Genomic DNA, 16,917 nt, shown 5'->3' with positions numbered 1-16,917 from the left:
CCTGCTCTTCAAAAGGGGTCTCAAGAATGCACCATTTAACCGATGTCCTTAGCAACCCTCGTTGTTGAGGTTGCGTCCTTGAATTAGATTAGCAGAATGTCGGAACGCAGCAATGCAGGGAAATACCTCCTCTGCGAGATTAATACCGATCCCTATTGAAAACCGATCCGCAGAAACCTCAGCTTAATTACCGTGTCTTTACGACTTGTTCCCTCCCGATGGAACCTCAATTTCTTACCGAGGTTTGTGGTGAGTTTGACAAATAAGGGCTTTTACGCATTTTCGGAATGCGATCGCATCCCCTCCTTTAGGAGGAGTCGGTCGGGGAGAGCAATCCTGTAAAGTTCATGAATACGTTGTTCTAGCGTCGGCATTTCCCGTGTAAAGCTCGACCTTCACAAAAAATTCACAGTTCAGAACCCCAATCTTCACAGAAAATTCACAAAAACTCTACGCATTCTTTAATTTACCGTGTAATTTAGTAAGTACGGAGTTGGAACAGAGCGAAATTACAGCCCCAATTTCACCTATCACTTGTTTTGGTTGTCCTTAAATTTAGGAGTCGTCGAGTTCTATGCAACCCTTAGTTTCTATCCTTATCCCCTGTTACAACGCCGAACCCTGGTTAGCCGAGACGCTAGAATCGGCTCTGGCTCAAACATGGCAGAATTTAGAAATTATTGTGGTAGATGACGGCTCGAGCGATCGCAGCCTAGAAATCGCCCGTCGCTACGAATCGCGCGGCGTTAAAGTTTTTTCTCAAAAAAATCAAGGCGCTTGTGCTGCACGCAATGCAGCATTTCGGAAATCAAGCGGAGACTATATTCAATATTTAGACGCAGACGATCTCCTGACTGCCGATAAAATCGAAATTCAGATGGCAGTGTTAGCGGAGAATCCAAACTGCGTCGCAGCGTGCCAATGGGGAATTTTTTACCAAGACCCGAGTCAAGCCGAGTTTGTCCCCGTACCCCTGTGGACTGACCGAGATCCGGTCGATTGGGTTACCACAGCATGGGAGAATAACTGGATGATGAATCCCGGAGTTTGGCTCTTTCCTCGCGCTGTTGCCAAAGCCGCAGGACCTTGGAACGAAAGTTTACCTTCTAACCCCGATGACGATGGCGAATACTTCTGCCGCATCCTGCTTGCCAGCAGTGGTATCCGCTTCTGTCAAAAAGCAAAAGCCTACTACCGCACGGGTATCAGTGGCAGTCTCAGCAAGCAAAGTTCCGATCGCTCCAAAGTATCCCGCTTTTACTCGCTAGAATTTTGCATGAAGCACTTATTAGCCGTAGAAAATAGCCCCCGAACCCGCAAGGCTTGTGCTAACCGCTTCCAGCGTTTCTTTTACGAAGTCTATCCGAGTGTCCCGAATATTTGCGAGCAAGCAGAACGCCGCGTTGCACAATTAGGCGGTTCGGACGTGCAACCCGTCATTGGTGCTAAGCTTAAACCGCTTTGTGCGCTATTAGGATGGCGCAAAGCGAAGAAGGTTCAGCAATTCGTTTACGAACTCGCACAGAAGCGTAACTCGAATGCCAGTTCTCAACCTTCTGTTGCACGGCAACCCATATCCACTCGTGCGAAAACCGAGGAAGCACTCTCGTAAACTTTTTGGAGAGCAAAGAAGAGTATATTCGTTGCCCCAAGTTCAATAACCCGATTTCAACGCCAGCGAGTCCAATCTCCGACTAGAGATTGGACTCGCTTATTCTAATGATGTACTTGCTTTCTTTGTTCGCCACGTTTCCTTTGTAGAGACGTTGTGTACAACGTCTCTACAATTGTTTGAGTTAAGACATTTGGTAGGGTAGGCAGCGCCTACCAATTCCCTTTAATTGGCAACCACAAAGTTAACTAATTTGCCCGGAACGACGATAACCTTACGAACTTCTTTGCCCGTAATATACTTATCCGCTACCTCAGACTTACGCGCAAATTCTTCTAATTCCTCCTTAGAAGAACTGGCGGGAACTTGAATCGTTCCGCGTACTTTTCCATTAATTTGTACCACTAAAACGATCTCATCGACCACTAAGGCTTCGGGTTTGTGTTCGGGCCAAGCAACGGTATGAACCGAGTCTTGATGACCCAATTCATGCCATAATTCCTCAGCAAGGTGCGGGGCGAAGGGCGCGAGTAAAATCAACAGCGTTTCGATTCCTTCAGCATAAATGGGCGAATCTTTACAAGGAGAATCGGTTATCGCGTTGCTGAGTTTCATCATTTCAGAGATAGCAGTATTAAACTGATAATCTCCTTCCATATCTTCCGAAACTTCTTTAATTGCGGTATGAATGGCGCGATATAAATCCTTTTCTTCTTTCGATTTCGGCGCTGCCTTCTTATCGTTCGCGCTGCCGCCTTTTTCGATCAAATCGCCAACTAAACGCCAAACGCGATTTAAGAAGCGGAATTGTCCTTCAACGTCGGCATCATCCCACTCTAGATCCTTTTCCGGCGGCGCTTTAAAGAGGATAAACATTCGCGCCGTATCTGCGCCATATTTGGATAATACATCTTCCGGATCGACACCGTTATACTTCGATTTGGACATTTTCTCGTAAAAAACTTGCAAGAAATCGCCAGTTTCTGGGTCTTGAAAGATTTGTAAGGAATCGCCAGTATTGGGGTCTTTGGGTTCTTCGGGGTTAACTTTAAATTGTCCCTTTTCAGAAAAGTTACAATCGATATATTTACCGTTTTTGGGATTTTTAAAGGTCACTTTTTCGACCTTCCCTTCCCGAACGGCTGTGGCAAAAACTGCGTCGGGTTCGGCAACTTTAACGGTTGCGGAGGGAACGTATTTATTGGTTTTGGGATTTTTAAACGTCATCCCCTGTACCATGCCTTGGGTGAGAAGGCGATTGAAGGGTTCGCTGCAATTCGTAAGGCCGCGATCGCGCAACACCTTCGTAAAGAATCGCGAGTACAATAAGTGCAAAATCGCGTGTTCGATGCCGCCCACATATTGATCCACCGGCATCCAATCATCCGCCTTCGCCTTCGCAAACGCCGTCTCTTCGTTCTTCGCATCGGCATAGCGCAAAAAGTACCACGACGAATCGATAAACGTATCCATCGTATCGGTTTCCCGCTTCGCCGGTTCGCCGCAACTGGGACAGGGAACGTTAACCCAATCTTCCATCTTAGCCAGCGGCGAAGGGCCGCGCCCTGAAAATTCGACGCTTTCGGGTAAACGCACGGGTAAATCGGCATCGGGAACGGCTACCGCACCGCAGCTAGGGCAGTGAATAATCGGAATCGGCGCGCCCCAATAGCGTTGGCGGGAAATCAACCAATCGCGCAAGCGGTACTGAATTCTGGCTTTACCGTACCCTTGTTTTTCGGCAGCCTCGATAATCGCCTGTTTGCCGTCAATTGAATTCATTCCGTCAAATTCGCCGGAATTGACCATAATTCCCGGTTCGACGTAGGCTTCTGTTAAGGGCTGACTGGCATCGCCGCCTTCGGGGATAATGACGGTTTTAATCGGTAAGTCGTTCTGTTTTGCGAATTGGAAATCCCGGATATCGTGCGCGGGAACGCCCATCACTGCGCCGGTTCCGTATTCATAGAGGACGTAATCGGCAATCCAAATCGGGATTTCCTCGCCGGTGAAGGGATTAATTGCGGTTCCGCCGGTGGGAATGCCGCGTTTGGGCTTATCTTCAGCGGTGCGCTCGGTTTCGCTTTCGCTGGCGACTTCAGAGATGAAGGTTTCGACGGCGGTTTGGCGTTCTGGGGTGGTGACGCGGGGCGTTAAGGGGTGTTCTGGGGCGAGAACGACGTAGGTTACGCCGCAGACGGTATCGGGGCGGGTGGTGAATACGCCGATGCTTTCATCCATTCCGACGATGGGAAATTCGAGGTACGCGCCGATGGATTTGCCTATCCAGTTGGCTTGCATCGTCTTGACGCGATCGGGCCAGCCGGTTAAGCTGTCTAAGTCGTTGAGGAGTTGTTCGGCGTAGTCGGTAATTTTGAGGAACCACTGACGCAAAAGTTTGCGTTCGACGATCGCACCGGAACGCCAGGAACGCCCTTCGCTATCAACTTGTTCGTTGGCGAGGACGGTTTGATCGATGGGATCCCAGTTGACGGCGGCTTCTTTTTGGTAAGCGAGTCCGGCGCTGTAGAATTGTAAGAAAAGCCACTGCGTCCAGCGATAGTAGTCAGGGGAACAGGTGGCGACTTCGCGTTCCCAGTCGAGGGAGAGTCCGAGTTGTTGGAGTTGCTGCTTCATGTGGGCGATGTTTTGGTACGTCCACTCGGCGGGGGGGATTCCGCGATCGATCGCGGCATTTTCGGCAGGCAGTCCAAAGGCATCCCATCCCATTGGGTGCAGCACTCGATATCCTTGCATCCGCTTCAGGCGCGCGATCGCATCGGTGATGGTATAGTTGCGAACGTGGCCCATGTGCAGGTTCCCCGAAGGATAAGGGAACATGGATAAGGCGTAAAATTTGGGCTTGTCGTTGTCGGGGGTTGTATCTAAACCCGCTTCTGCCCATGCTTTTTGCCATTTCTGCTCGATCGCGGCGGCATTATATCGGGACTCCACAATTACTCTCTCCTGATGGGATGGAATTCGTGCATATTCTAACGTATCGGTGCTACAGCCTTCTACCGCCGCGCGCTTTGGCTGGGGAAGGGAGCGGTGAAGTCGTTAAGAGTAGCATAACAAGTTACACGGCGTTAGGGGCGCAATCGGGAAAGAAGTAAGGAGCCTAAGTTTGTTTAAAGTAATTTTGAATTCCCAGGAATCAGGACTTCTCCATTAACGTTAGACAAATGCCTGTAATCGCGATCGACCGGCAAGATACAATAAGAAAAACGAACCCTATTATTCAACCGTCGGCTGTAGGGAGTCAAGCATGAGAATTTCGATCGATATACCCGATAATATTGCTCGGACTGCTGAGTTAACCGAGGCTGAATTATTGCGAGAGATTGCCGTTCTTCTTTTTCAACAGGAACGCATTACCTTGGGAAAAGCAGCACAAATTGCTCGAATGCACCAGTTTGAATTTCAGCATTTGCTGGCAAATCGGGACATTTGCGTTCATTATGGATTGGAGGAATATCAGGCGGATATGAAAAGCCTGCGCGAGAATAATTGGCGATGATAGTTGTCAGCAATACTTCCCCACTGAGCAATCTCTTAATCGTGGGACAACTCGAGTTAATTCAGCAAATTTATCGACAAGTTATAATCCCACCCGAGGTAGATCGCGAGATCCGTTGTCTTCAAAATTTTGGAATCGATCTTTCTTTATACCTTACAGCAACTTGGCTTCAAGTACAAATCCCCACCGATCTTCAATTCGTAGCAACCTTAGAAAATGAATTAGACAAGGGCGAGGCAGAAGCAATCGCGCTAGCCCTTCAATTGAAAGCCGATCGTTTGCTCATTGATGAACGGATGGGAAGAAGAATAGCAGCCCAATATGGATTAAAGATTACAGGAGTATTGGGGGTTTTGAATGCTGCCAAAATGTTAGGAATAATTCCAGCAGTCAAGCCGATTTTAGACAACTTAATGCAGCAGGCTGGCTTTCGAGTCGATCGCGCTTTGTACGAGCAAACGCTGAGGGATGTCGGAGAATAGAAGATATCTCTGCCGCATCGTATCGGGACTCATACCCAATACGATCTGAAGCTGCATAGAATCAGAAGTAGGGTGCGGAGCGCGAAGCGTAACGCACCATTATCTCAGTCAAAAATTGAGAAGAGTCGATTCTGTGCAACGTTATATTCAATTGATATTAAGCGCTCTTAACTAACAAACTTCAACAATTCTTTCGGAGACGCAATAACCTCGATCGCAACTAAAGAAATTTTCCCTTCCAGATTGAGTGAAAAGCGCCAAGCCACATTCACCCAAGCATTAAGCCAAGGACTATAAACTTTCCCCTTAACTCGAAATTGCTCGAACCCCTCTTCTGCTGGTTCTTCAACGCCGGATTCTGGTACGACTTTGAGGTTTTTGCAATCTTCCTGGAGGAACTGAAGAATTGCCTCCTTTCCGACAATCGGTTTTTGGAAAGGAGGGTGCATCGCACCGTCGGGAGCAAACAACTCGATTAAGGCATCAAAGTCATTGGCGTTCATGTCATCCATGTAGCGAATAACGGTAGCATTATCGACACCTTCGATCGACACAGTAGTATGCTCTAACATATCTTTAGGAACCATCCGGAGTTGAGAACTTGGTTTACGGCTTTTTAGTTTACCGAGAGAGTCAGTCTCAAGCCTCCCCTTCTAGGCGGACTTTAAAGGGTAAAGGACGAGAGACGACGACAAACGCCCCGAACGGATTGTTAGAGCGAAATTCTGCCACCAAGCAGACGAAATTTTATACACCTGTAGGGGCATTGCACTGCAATGCCCTAATTCTGCTGGTATAGCGGAGAATTACTCTGCGAGGAGTTAAAGTAGCCGATCGCGAACCCGACAGCGTATCATAAAATCCGGAGAGAGTCATAACGGGGGATGCGGCCATGTTGCAACGCTGGCAATATTTTTTACCACAGAACTATCCGGCTGCTCTTTTAGCGCTGGTTGTCGCAACGGGAGGAATTGCGGGTTATTCTCACTCGGTTGGCGCGCAGTTGTTTGACGATCCCCTCTACGCGCCTACGAACAATGGCACGCAAGGCAGTTCGCGGGAAGAAGCGGATCGATTAGTGCGCTTTGGGGGCGAGGCAGAAAAACAGCGGCAATATCGCAAAGCGATTGACTATTGGTTGCAAGCGGCGGACATTTACCAGCGTTTGGGCGAGACACAAGCGCTGGGGCAGACTTACGATTTTTTGGGGATGACGTATCTGAAGCTCGATCGCATTGATGCGGCGGAACGGTACTTGCGGATGCGGTTGGGCGTGGCGCGCGATCGCAATGATTTTCGCGGTCAGATTTTCGGGTATAATAACGTCGGTACGATTCTCCTTCAGTACGACAATTTTCAGGGTGCAGAAACCGCCTTTCGCGAAGCCCTCGCGATCGCGGAAAGTATCGACAGCAACGAAGGCGAAGGACTCAGCCGCAGCAATTTGGGTTTACTCGCCGTTCGTCGGGGCAACTATATAGAAGCCATCAAGCAATACGAAAGCGCCATTCAATACCGCCGTCGCGCTAGCGATCCTTTGGGCGAAATTAACAGTCGCAACGGCTTGGGTGATGCTTATTTTGCGGCGGGAAACTACAAAGAAGCGCAAATTTCCTACGGTATCGCCCGACAACTGGCTCGGGAAGCGATCGATCCTACCGGCAGTTTAAATGCCACCATTGGTTTAGCGCGCGCTTACCTGGCGGGGGGTAAAACCGAGGCAGCGCTGACGGAATTGAAGCGCTGGGCGGCGCTGGCAAAGGAAAACGGACAGCCCGATCGCGAACTCATCGCCTTGCGCCTGACCGGACAAGTGTACCATCGGATGGGGGATTGGACGCGAGCTTACCAATTCTTCCAGCAAGCCCTCGAGAGCGCCGTTGCTAACCAAGATACGCAACAAGAAGCCTTTTTGCGTAACGAAATAGAGCGAGTTTTATATCGACTGCCTTAAGTTACGAGCTTACAGCGCAATTCTCGTTCTTTCTGCAATAAGCTTAAGCTATAGCCATCGCCAAGGCAGTTATGACAAAATTGGGTAGGGGCGACATTGGTGTCAACTTAAGCACGAGTGTTTGTTATAGCGTCATCCCAGCCCTCACCCCCCCGACCCCCCTCTCCCAATTTTGGGCGAGGGGGGAGAAGAACTCTCTGTTGCTCCCCTGGCATGAGATAATCTTTGCCATTAAAGCGCATTCCATGACCGCTAAAGAAGAACCAAATGTTAAACGTATCGCCGTCGTGGGCTGCTTTATCTTGGTCTTTAATACTGTTGAGAGCGTGCCAGAGGTTGTTACAAGAGGGATAGGTTTTAGGTTCTGAATTACCGTCGCACAATAGCAAAATCCGATTGAAGCTTTCAGTTTTGAGGAACTCGTGCATTTGGCGTGCATCTTCCCGTGCGTAGCGCAAGGGTTGAAGATGAGCGTATTGGTTAATACCGACACAGATTGCCCAATTTTTTGCCATGTTTTATCGGGAAAATAAACGGATATAATGGTGCGTTACGCTTCGCTAACGCACCCTACTTCTACTTCAGGGGAACGTTATCTATAACGGAATGGCACTGAACTTAAGGCTGGTGGGCGCTGCCCACCCTACAAAATATCAATGCTTATTGTCCCTTGGGTTTCAGTTTCAATGTAATACTGCTGCTGCCGCCAATTTCTGCACCCAATCCAAGAATGCTTAAGGAACCGTTAGCGGAAATCGCAACGGAGACTTCGACTTCATTTAATTCCACCGATTGCAGGTTCGCTTGTTGCATAGCGCGACTGAGGGAAGTATCGAGAACGCGCAGCACCCGCACTAATTCTTTTTCGAGCTTTTCTGCCCCGATTTCATGAAAGGTGAGATTGCCGCGACGGGGTGCAATGGGTGCTGGTTCTGCGTCGTCGTCCCAATATCCCGCACTGGCCGAACTTGTCGGATCTTTTCGACCTTCGGAAGGGTTAATTGAGTCTTGGGTGACGATACGAAGGGTGTTTTCTGACATAAGGGAGGGCGCGATGTATTCATTCTCAATTATGGCAGAGGGATTTGACGATTCAGGGGAGCGGGATTGAGCTTTAGGGCGAATGCCATTCGCCCCTACGTTCAATGCTATTCGCCCTTACGTTCTTGGATTTAAGCCGAAAACGGCAATGTCCGTCCTACACCGGAAATTCTTCCAAGCACAATACACAATTAACAAATTCTGTCAAGTCTTTCAACTGGACTCGCGCTCTAAGCGGGGGGAGTTTCCGCGGAACACCACTCGCTCCAGCCGCCGGGATATAGCTTTGCACCAGAGATACCGGCGGCGGCCATCGACCAGAGATTGACGCAGGCGGTTACGCCCGAGCCGCAATAGACGATGATTTCGTCCTCTGGGGCGAGGTGCGCCCAACGCTGTTGTTGGAGGTTGGGGGGAAGAAAAAAGCCGCGATCGTCGCAAGCGTCTTGCCAGAAATGGTTAACTGCACCGGGGATATGTCCGGCGACGGGATCGATGGGTTCGCGATCGCCCCGATAGCGATCGCTTTCTCGTGCGTCGATGAGTACGACTCCCGGTAAATCTTTGCGCGCTTTGACTTCCTCCAGATCCACCGTCCAATCGGTTCGCACTTGAGGCTGGAAATTTCCGGCTTTTGGGGCGGGAACTTCTGTACTGATGGGATAGCCGCCTGCAACCCAAGCCGACCAACCGCCGTCCAGTAAGGCAACGCGATCGCGACCCCAGTAGCGCAATAACCACCACAAGCGCGCTGCAAATGCTCCTTTGGAGTCATCGTAGGCAACAACGAGGGTTTCTGGCTCGATGCCCATTGCCGCGAGTTTTGGGGCTAATGCGTCGGGTGTGGGGAGGGGATGGCGACCGCCGCGCGCGCCTTTTGGGGAGGATAAATCGCGATCGAGGTCGAGATAATATGCGCCGGGGATGTGGCCGCGATCGTACTGCTGCCGTCCGAGTTGAGGATCGGCTAGAGAGAAGCGACAGTCAACAATTGCAACCGACGCGCGATCGCTCTGCTGGGCTAACGCTGGTGCGGAGATAAGGTCGAAAGTCATGGGCTGGAAACTTCAAACGTTTTAACCAGCAACAAACAATTCCGCTGTTCGTCAACGCGACGGTAACTGAGGCGATCGGCAATACTTTTCATCAGGATCAACCCGCGTTGACCCCCTGAGTGATAATTGGGTTGTTCGTCCAAGGTTTTGATATATCCTTCCAAGTCGAAAGGCGCACCGCGATCCCAAATCCGCAGTTCTATACTGGTGGGATACAGTAAAACCTCTAACTCAATCGGCGTATCTTCACTTAAACCTTTGTGAGCGTGTCGAACGGCATTCGTAAAAGCCTCAGCCAGAGCCAGTTGACACTGCAACCAATCTTTCTGAGGCATTAATTGACGATTGCTGTCAAACCACGATAAAACCTGGCTTAACGCATCTAGTTTCGTCGGAACAGTTAAAAGAGATTTTTTCGGGAAGTTCAATGGTTCTAAAGGCAACCTGTCGATGAGACCAGTGGGAAGGGCAAAACCCCGCAGGGATTGGCTTAGCGGTTTGCATCAGCTCGAGGCTTGCAAACCAATTCAGTTTAACCCAAGTTCGGTGAAGACGCACTATTATTACCCCTATCGAGCAGGGAATTGTTTAGAATTGTTGCTTCCGTTCTCCCTACAGAGATTGAAAAGACTTTACAGTTTGCCCTCGTTTACCTCATCCAAACAACGCATCGGTCATGGCTCAAATCCTGGTAATTGATGACGACCCCGCTCTCCAAGTTTTGCTCGAGCGATCGCGAAAAAAGGGTACGAAGTCGAGATCGTCATGCGTCTGTCAAGCGTTTTCAATTTCAAATGTTTTAACCAGCACCAAACAATTCCGTTGTTCGTCAACGCGACGGTAACTGAGGCGATCGGCAATTCGATCCATCAAGATCAATCCGCGTCCGCCTCCGCAGTGCTCGTTGGGTTGTCTGTCAAGGGTTTCGATCCGGTTTTCTAAGTCAAATGGCGCACCGCAATCCCAAATTCGCAGTTCTATACTGGTGGGGTACAGTAAAACCTCTAAGTCGATCGGCGTATCTTCGCTCAAACCTTTGTGAGCGTGACGAACCGCATTCGTAAACGCCTCAGCCAGAGCGAGTTGACACTGCAACCAATCTTTCTGAGGAATTAAGGGTTGACGATTGCTGTCAAACCACGATAAAACCTGGTTTAACGCATCTAGTTTCGTCGGAACAGTTAGAAGAGATTTTTTCGGGAAGTTCAATGGCTCTAAACGCAACCTGTCAATAAGACCAATAGAAAGGGCGAAATCCCGCAGGGGTTTGCATTAGCTCGAGGCTTACAAACCAATTCAGTTTAACCCAAGATTGACCAGGACGCACTATTATTACCCCTATCGAGCGAGTAATTGTTTAGAGTTACTGTATACGTTCTCCCTATAGAGATTGAAAAGACCTTACAGTTTTCCCCCGTTTACCTCATCCAAACAACGCATTGGTCATGGCTCAAATCCTGGTAATTGATGACGATCCAGCTATCCAAGTTTTGCTCAAGCGAGCGCTCGCGAAAAAAGGGTACGAAGTTGAAATTGCGAGCGATGGTGAAGAAGGACTCGCTAAAGCAAAAGCCATGCGCCCTGCCTTGGTTATCTGCGATTGGGTGATGCCTCGCCTGAGCGGAATCGAGGTTTGCCGCGCTGTGAAGGCAACGCCCGAGCTATCCACCACGATTTTTATTCTCCTGACTTCAATGGGTTCGGTAGAATCGCGGGTTAAGGGGTTGGATGCTGGAGCGGATGATTTTGTCTGCAAGCCGGTGGAAATGTTCGAGCTTAACGCGCGGGTGCGATCGGGATTGCGGCAGCACGAACTCAGTCGCGATCTCCAGCAGCAAAAACACCGCCTCGAAGCGGAACTGTTGGAAGCGGCAGAGTACGTTCGTTCGATTCTGCCCGAACCGTTGCTGGAACCGCCCGTCCGCATTGATGTCCGTTTTGTGCCGTGCAGTCGTCTCGGTGGCGATAGTTTTGATTATTTTTGGCTGGATGAGGAACATTTGGCAATTTATTTGCTGGATGTTTCCGGACACGGGTTGCGATCGGCTTTACCTTCGCTTTCGGTGATCAATTTGCTGCGCTCTCAGAGCTTAGTGCAAGTGGACTATCGCCAGCCCAGCGACGTTCTGCGCAATCTCAACGATGCGTTTCAAATGACCCAGCGCAACGACAAATATTTTACGATTTGGTACGGCGTGTACAACCAGAAAACCCGCCAACTGATTTACGCAAGTGGCGGGCATCCTCCGGCTGTGTTGATTTCGCCCGCTGGAGGGGGTCTTCAAGTCGAGCTTCTCAAAACCCCGGGCTTTCCGGCGGGGATGTTTCCCGGAGTGGAATATGTCGAGCAAAGCTGTGAAATTTCGCCGGCCTCCAGTCTGTATATTTTTAGCGATGGAATTTATGAAATCAATCAAACGGATGGCGAAATTTGGGGATATGACAATTTTGTCGATCGCTTAAAAAATTACCAGGCTAAATTGCAACGGAATCTCGACTTTCTCATTGAGGAAGTCAAAGAAGTTAATCCGCGCGATTCCTTTGATGACGATCTCTCGATCGTACAGATTGATTTTGAATGAAGATTGACGCGCAGCGCGATCGCACCCCGAAAGCGCTGGCTGAATCCCAAGCGGGAACGATAAAGAGTTTTAATTGTTTTGTTGGGACAGGATAGCGCTGTCAAAGGCGGCACGATTGGGGAAAATTTCAAAAACTCGATCCATGCTGGTGAGTTCAAACAACATTTTTATTTGATCGTTAATCGAACAAATATACAGTTTAGTTCCCGCCGCCCGAACGGTTTTTAAGGCTAGGACTAGCGCCCCTAACCCAGAACTATCCATAAAGGTTACATCTTTAAAATCGATACAAATTGTATCTGCACCATTTTTGACGCTATCGCTGATTTCTTCGCGGAATTCGCCAGCTTTTGTGCCGTCAAGAATGCCAGAAGGTTCGATAAACTTAATCACAGGATCCATATTTTAATGATACTTCTCTAACTCGCGGGTCTCTCCGTCTTTGCTAGTATAACCAAGGGTTTAACTTTCAGCTAGAGTTTAACTTGGAAAAGATGGAAAACAGAAAGATTCAGGCAGTCTATACACATAATTAGTTATCTGTCAACTATTGTTAGAATAATCCTTCTGCGGTCGTTTTGGCAGAATAAACATCTCCGTTCGAGGGTCGGCAGAATTGCCGAGATCGTGGGAAAATTTAAACGGGGCGATCGCAGCAAGGAAGACAGCAGCAATGGAAACTTACGATGTAATTCTTATCGGTGCAGGTCACAATGGGCTGGTCTGCGCGGCTTACTTACTCCAAGAAGGGTACAGTGTTTTGCTGCTGGAGAAACGTTCGGTTCCTGGCGGTGCGGCGACGACGGAGGAAGTGCTGCCCGAGGAAGCACCGGGCTTTAAGTTTAACCTGTGCGCGATCGACCACGAGTTTATCCACCTCGGGCCGGTGGTTCGCGAACTTCAACTCACCCGCTACGGTTTGGACTACCTGACCTGCGATCCGGTCGTATTTTGTCCCCATCCAAACGGGGAGTATTTTTTAGCCCATCAGTCGGTCGATCGCACTTGCGCGGAAATTGCCCGTTACAGCGATCGCGACGCGCAAAAATATGCCGAGTTTGTCGAGTATTGGGAGCGATTTTCCCGCGCGATCGCGCCCTTATTCAACGCCCCACCCACCGCCCTACTCGATATTGCCAGCAACTTCGATCGCGACAAATTTAAAGACTTTTTCTCCCTAATCGGCTCGAAAAATAAAGCGCTGGAATTCCTGCGCAACATGATTACCTCGCCCACCGATCTCATCGAAGAGTGGTTCGATACAGAAATCGTTAGAGCGCCTCTCGCCCGTCTCGCTGCCGAAATTGGCGCGCCCCCTTCCCAAAAAGGAATTGCTGTCGGCGCGATGATGATGGCGATGCGCCACTCCCCTGGAATGACGCGACCGCGAGGTGGTACGGGCGCGCTTGTCGATGCACTCGTTAATCTCGTGCGCGAAAAAGGCGGAATTATTCTCACCGACAAACCCGTTAAAGAAATTCTCTTAGACGATAATCGCGCGGCGGGCGTGCGGACGGAGGACGGGAAGGAGTATCGCGCCAATCTCGGTATTATTTCCAACATCGACGCGCGCCGCGTTTTCCTGCAACTGCTCGATCGCGGCACTGTCAACGAAATCGATGCTAAACTCGCCGAACGCATCGAGCGCAAAATTGCCAATAACAACGAAGCCATCCTCAAAATCGATTGCGCCCTCTCCGAACCGCCCCGTTTCGAGCGCTACGACCACAAAGACGAGTATCTCATCGGCTCGGTTTTAATCGCCGACTCGGTGAACCACGTCGAGAAGAGTCACGCCCTCACCCTTTTTGGGGAAATTCCCGACGAAAACCCCTCGATGTACGTCGTCTGTCCCACCGTTCTCGACCCTTCTATGGCTCCAGAAGGCAAGCATACGCTTTGGATTGAATTTTTTGCCCCCTACCAGATTGCTGGGGCGGAGGGGACGGGTTTGGATGGGACGGGATGGACTGAGGAGGTTAAAAATCGCGTCGCCGATCGCGTCCTCGACAAACTCGCCGAATATGCCCCCAATTTACATCCTTCGATTATCGCTCGCCGCGTCGAAAGTCCCGCCGAAATTGCCCGTCGTTTGGGCGCGTATAAGGGGAATGTTTATCACATGGATATGACGTTGGATCAAATGGTCTTTTTGCGACCGTTGCCCGAAATTGCCGATTATAAAACGCCGATTAAGGGTTTATATTTAACGGGTGCGGGAACGCATCCCGGCGGTTCGATTTCGGGGATGCCGGGGCGAAATTGCGCGCGTGCTTTTATCCAAGCGCAGCAGCCTTGGTCGCGTCGATTGACGGATGCGCGAGATTATTTGCGATCGATGCTCGGAGTTTAATTTTCAATTTTTAATTTTTAATCAGCATGATTGACTTTCTAGCTTGCGATCGCGACCTTCCTAACGATAGGCTCGAACAGTATCTTGAAGAAGACGCGATCGCGATCGATACCGAAACAATGGGCTTAATTCCGCAGCGCGATCGGCTTTGTTTGGTACAACTGTGCGATTCTCAGCAGCGCGTCACCGCCATCCGCATTGCTAAAGGGCAAACCGAAGCCCCCAACCTCAAAAAACTGATGGAAAGCGATCGCGTTCTCAAAGTCTTTCACTTTGCCCGCTTCGACCTCGCTCAACTTCAACATACTTTTGGCATCCAAACCCGCCCCATCTTCTGCACCAAAATTGCCAGCAAACTCGCCCGTACCTACACCTCCCAACACGGACTCAAATCCCTGATCCAAGAACTCGAAAGCATCGAACTCGATAAAACCTCTCAAAGTTCCGACTGGGGTAACGCCGCCCATCTCACAGAAGAACAATTGCGCTACGCAATGAACGACGTGCGCTATCTGCTGAGTGCTAAAGATAAGCTAATCGCCATGCTAGAACGCGAAGGCCGCGATCGTATCGCCCAACAATGCTTTGAATGTTTGCCCGTCTTCGTCTCCTTAGACTTAATGCAATTTAAAGACATTTTCGAGCATTAATAAGGTCATCCTGCACTGTAGAGACGTTATATATTGCTCTTCTCTACACAATTTAAATTTTCGTAAGGGCATAACATTGTTATGCCCTCGCTCTGGGGAACTCGTAATTTCGATTTTGCAACCGACTTTGGGCTTGACAAAAATGCAATTCTGGAGTTCTAATTCTGTTAAAGCCACATTTTGTAGGGACGTTTATCGATAAAATGTCCCTACCGAGAACAGGTAGGGGCGAATGGCATTCGCCCTTCTATAAAAGGTTAAACCGTTAAAATCTCATTGTCACAGGGGATCGAAAATGCCAACCCATCATACCGCCGAAATCAAAATCGAAAATCAACCCAGCCCCGAACGCCTCAAACAACTCAACGTTGAAAGCTGGTCGATTTGGACGAAAGAAATCTCCGAATTTCCCTGGACTTATGACGCAACAGAAACCTGCTACTTTCTCGAAGGCGAAGTAACAGTTCAACCTGAAGGAAGCGAACCCGTCCGTATGGGAAAAGGCGATCTCGTCACCTTTCCCGCTGGAATGTCCTGCACTTGGAAAATTACCAAAAACGTTAAAAAGCACTACCAATTTTCCTAGCCCTTACCTCCATACTCCCGCCACTTTTAACCGATTATTTCTCCATTTCTTTCGATCGATAAGCAAGTAAAAAATAGTGAAAACAAGGGTAAATATTTAATTAAACTCTATACAACATATTCCCTTTATTTCATTTGTTGGCTGCGTTAATACTCTCTCCTATTAACTATTCACTAAAATGACTCAACTTGCGCCCTCCAAACCCGAATCTAAACTTAGTCAAGGAATTGATTTAGGCATTCGCTTCTTCACCAGAAGCTCGCTTTGGCTGGTCTCCATCTTCGGACTTGCTTTCCTGTACGTTCCCATCGCCATTCTCATCATTTATTCCTTTAATAAATCCCGCTTTAACGCCGTTTGGCGTGGCTTTACCCTGGATTGGTATCGCAATCTTTTAGGGGTTGGAGGGGGCGAAATTGGAACAACCGATGTTCTAATTTGGGAGTCTCTCAAAACCAGCATTATAGTTGGGGTAATTTCTACAATTTTTGCCACAATCTTTGGTACTGCAATTGCCATTGCAATGGAGCGCTTTCGCTTTCGCGGACGTACCTTAATCGATGCACTCTTATTCTTACCCATCGTCATCCCCGATATTACGATGGGCGTATCCTTACTCGTCTTCTTCAGCCTCATTTTCAAACTCATTGAAAACCTGCTCGGAATTCGGATTGTTTTAGGATTGCCTACCGTGATTATCGGTCACATTGCCTTCAATATATCCTTCGTTGCTGTCACTGTAAGGGCGAGAATTGCCGAACTCGATCCCGCCCTCGAAGAAGCTGCCTTAGACTTAGGTGCAAATGAATGGAAATCTCTTTGGCGCGTTACCCTTCCCCTTATTTCTCCCGCGATTTTAAGCGCTGCTTTACTCGCCTTCACCCTATCCCTTGATGACTTTGTAATTACCTTTTTTACCGCTGGAGTTGGAACGACAACTTTACCAATCTTCGTCTACGGGATGATTAAGTTCTCCATTACTCCTGCTATTAATGCCATCTCAACGTTAATGTTACTCGCTTCCTTAGTTTTGGTTGTTTCTTCCCTCGGAGCGCAACGGCGATGAGAGGAGTAGAGACGTT

The 16,917-nt window shown here is 49.1% G+C and carries 17 protein-coding genes; 9 read left to right on the top strand and 8 right to left on the bottom strand.

The annotated features are described in order from the left end of the window. The first annotated feature begins 574 nt into the window (after window positions 1-574). Window positions 575-1,612, top strand: a complete 1,038-nt coding sequence (locus tag H6G50_RS06485) for a glycosyltransferase family 2 protein (RefSeq protein WP_190714437.1) — start codon at window positions 575-577, stop codon at window positions 1,610-1,612. A 225-nt stretch (window positions 1,613-1,837) separates the two neighbouring features. Here the strand turns inward: H6G50_RS06485 and leuS are convergent, their stop codons facing one another. Next, a complete protein-coding gene (leuS, locus tag H6G50_RS06480; RefSeq protein WP_190714436.1) occupies window positions 1,838-4,567 on the bottom strand; it encodes a leucine--tRNA ligase in 2,730 nt (909 codons plus the stop codon). A gap of 313 nt (window positions 4,568-4,880) precedes the next feature. On the opposite strand from leuS, the gene H6G50_RS06475 reads away from it, so the two are divergent. Next, window positions 4,881-5,132, top strand: coding sequence for a UPF0175 family protein (locus tag H6G50_RS06475; RefSeq protein ID WP_199302736.1), 252 nt, complete (start codon window positions 4,881-4,883; stop codon window positions 5,130-5,132). Then, a complete protein-coding gene (locus H6G50_RS06470; RefSeq protein WP_190714435.1) occupies window positions 5,129-5,614 on the top strand; it encodes a DUF3368 domain-containing protein in 486 nt (161 codons plus the stop codon). The genes H6G50_RS06475 and H6G50_RS06470 overlap by 4 nt, the downstream gene beginning before the upstream one ends. 167 nt (window positions 5,615-5,781) lie before the next feature. On the opposite strand, the gene H6G50_RS06465 is transcribed toward H6G50_RS06470, so the two are convergent. After that, complete coding sequence (locus tag H6G50_RS06465; protein WP_190714434.1) at window positions 5,782-6,201, bottom strand: ketosteroid isomerase family protein; 420 nt, start codon at window positions 6,199-6,201, stop codon at window positions 5,782-5,784. A gap of 305 nt (window positions 6,202-6,506) precedes the next feature. On the opposite strand from H6G50_RS06465, the gene H6G50_RS06460 reads away from it, so the two are divergent. Continuing rightward, window positions 6,507-7,568, top strand: coding sequence for a tetratricopeptide repeat protein (locus H6G50_RS06460; RefSeq protein WP_190714432.1), 1,062 nt, complete (start codon window positions 6,507-6,509; stop codon window positions 7,566-7,568). A gap of 107 nt (window positions 7,569-7,675) precedes the next feature. On the opposite strand, the gene H6G50_RS06455 is transcribed toward H6G50_RS06460, so the two are convergent. The 5 genes from H6G50_RS06455 to H6G50_RS06435 form a co-directional block, all read right to left on the bottom strand. Then, a complete protein-coding gene (locus tag H6G50_RS06455; RefSeq protein WP_190714430.1) occupies window positions 7,676-8,083 on the bottom strand; it encodes a caspase family protein in 408 nt (135 codons plus the stop codon). A 145-nt stretch (window positions 8,084-8,228) separates the two neighbouring features. Further along, window positions 8,229-8,609 (bottom strand): hypothetical protein, encoded by a 381-nt coding sequence (locus tag H6G50_RS06450; RefSeq protein ID WP_190714428.1) that lies wholly within the window; start codon window positions 8,607-8,609, stop codon window positions 8,229-8,231. Between the two features lie 230 nt (window positions 8,610-8,839). After that, window positions 8,840-9,664 (bottom strand): sulfurtransferase, encoded by an 825-nt coding sequence (locus H6G50_RS06445; RefSeq protein ID WP_190714426.1) that lies wholly within the window; start codon window positions 9,662-9,664, stop codon window positions 8,840-8,842. Continuing rightward, complete coding sequence (locus H6G50_RS06440; RefSeq protein WP_190714616.1) at window positions 9,661-10,092, bottom strand: anti-sigma regulatory factor; 432 nt, start codon at window positions 10,090-10,092, stop codon at window positions 9,661-9,663. Before H6G50_RS06440 ends, H6G50_RS06445 begins: the two co-directional genes overlap by 4 nt. Before the next feature lie 346 nt (window positions 10,093-10,438). Next, entirely contained in the window at window positions 10,439-10,888 is a 450-nt protein-coding gene (locus H6G50_RS06435) for an ATP-binding protein (RefSeq protein WP_242032732.1), read from the bottom strand. Window positions 10,889-11,109: 221 nt separating this feature from the next. Between H6G50_RS06435 and H6G50_RS06430 the strand changes: the two genes are divergently transcribed. Further along, window positions 11,110-12,246, top strand: a complete 1,137-nt coding sequence (locus H6G50_RS06430) for a SpoIIE family protein phosphatase (protein ID WP_190714422.1) — start codon at window positions 11,110-11,112, stop codon at window positions 12,244-12,246. Between the two features lie 69 nt (window positions 12,247-12,315). On the opposite strand, the gene H6G50_RS06425 is transcribed toward H6G50_RS06430, so the two are convergent. Next, window positions 12,316-12,648, bottom strand: coding sequence for an STAS domain-containing protein (locus H6G50_RS06425; protein WP_190714419.1), 333 nt, complete (start codon window positions 12,646-12,648; stop codon window positions 12,316-12,318). A 271-nt stretch (window positions 12,649-12,919) separates the two neighbouring features. On the opposite strand from H6G50_RS06425, the gene crtO reads away from it, so the two are divergent. The 4 genes from crtO (at window position 12,920) to H6G50_RS06405 (ending at window position 16,901) form a co-directional block, all read left to right on the top strand. Beyond that, window positions 12,920-14,599, top strand: coding sequence for a beta-carotene ketolase CrtO (crtO, locus tag H6G50_RS06420; protein ID WP_190714614.1), 1,680 nt, complete (start codon window positions 12,920-12,922; stop codon window positions 14,597-14,599). A gap of 26 nt (window positions 14,600-14,625) precedes the next feature. Then, window positions 14,626-15,249, top strand: a complete 624-nt coding sequence (locus H6G50_RS06415) for a ribonuclease H-like domain-containing protein (protein ID WP_199302735.1) — start codon at window positions 14,626-14,628, stop codon at window positions 15,247-15,249. A 295-nt stretch (window positions 15,250-15,544) separates the two neighbouring features. After that, on the top strand, window positions 15,545-15,835 hold the full coding sequence (locus H6G50_RS06410; protein ID WP_190714417.1) for a cupin domain-containing protein: 291 nt from the start codon (window positions 15,545-15,547) through the stop codon (window positions 15,833-15,835). Between the two features lie 178 nt (window positions 15,836-16,013). Further along, the gene (locus H6G50_RS06405) at window positions 16,014-16,901 is read left to right on the top strand and encodes an ABC transporter permease (RefSeq protein WP_190714415.1); all 888 of its coding nucleotides are present in this window, start codon (window positions 16,014-16,016) and stop codon (window positions 16,899-16,901) included. The last annotated feature ends 16 nt before the right edge of the window (window positions 16,902-16,917 follow it).

The organism is Oscillatoria sp. FACHB-1406 (assembly GCF_014698145.1).
Lineage (GTDB): Bacteria > Cyanobacteriota > Cyanobacteriia > Cyanobacteriales > Spirulinaceae > FACHB-1406.
The sequence above is the reverse complement of the archived record's forward strand: the minus strand, read 5'-3'. Positions and strand labels throughout refer to the sequence as shown.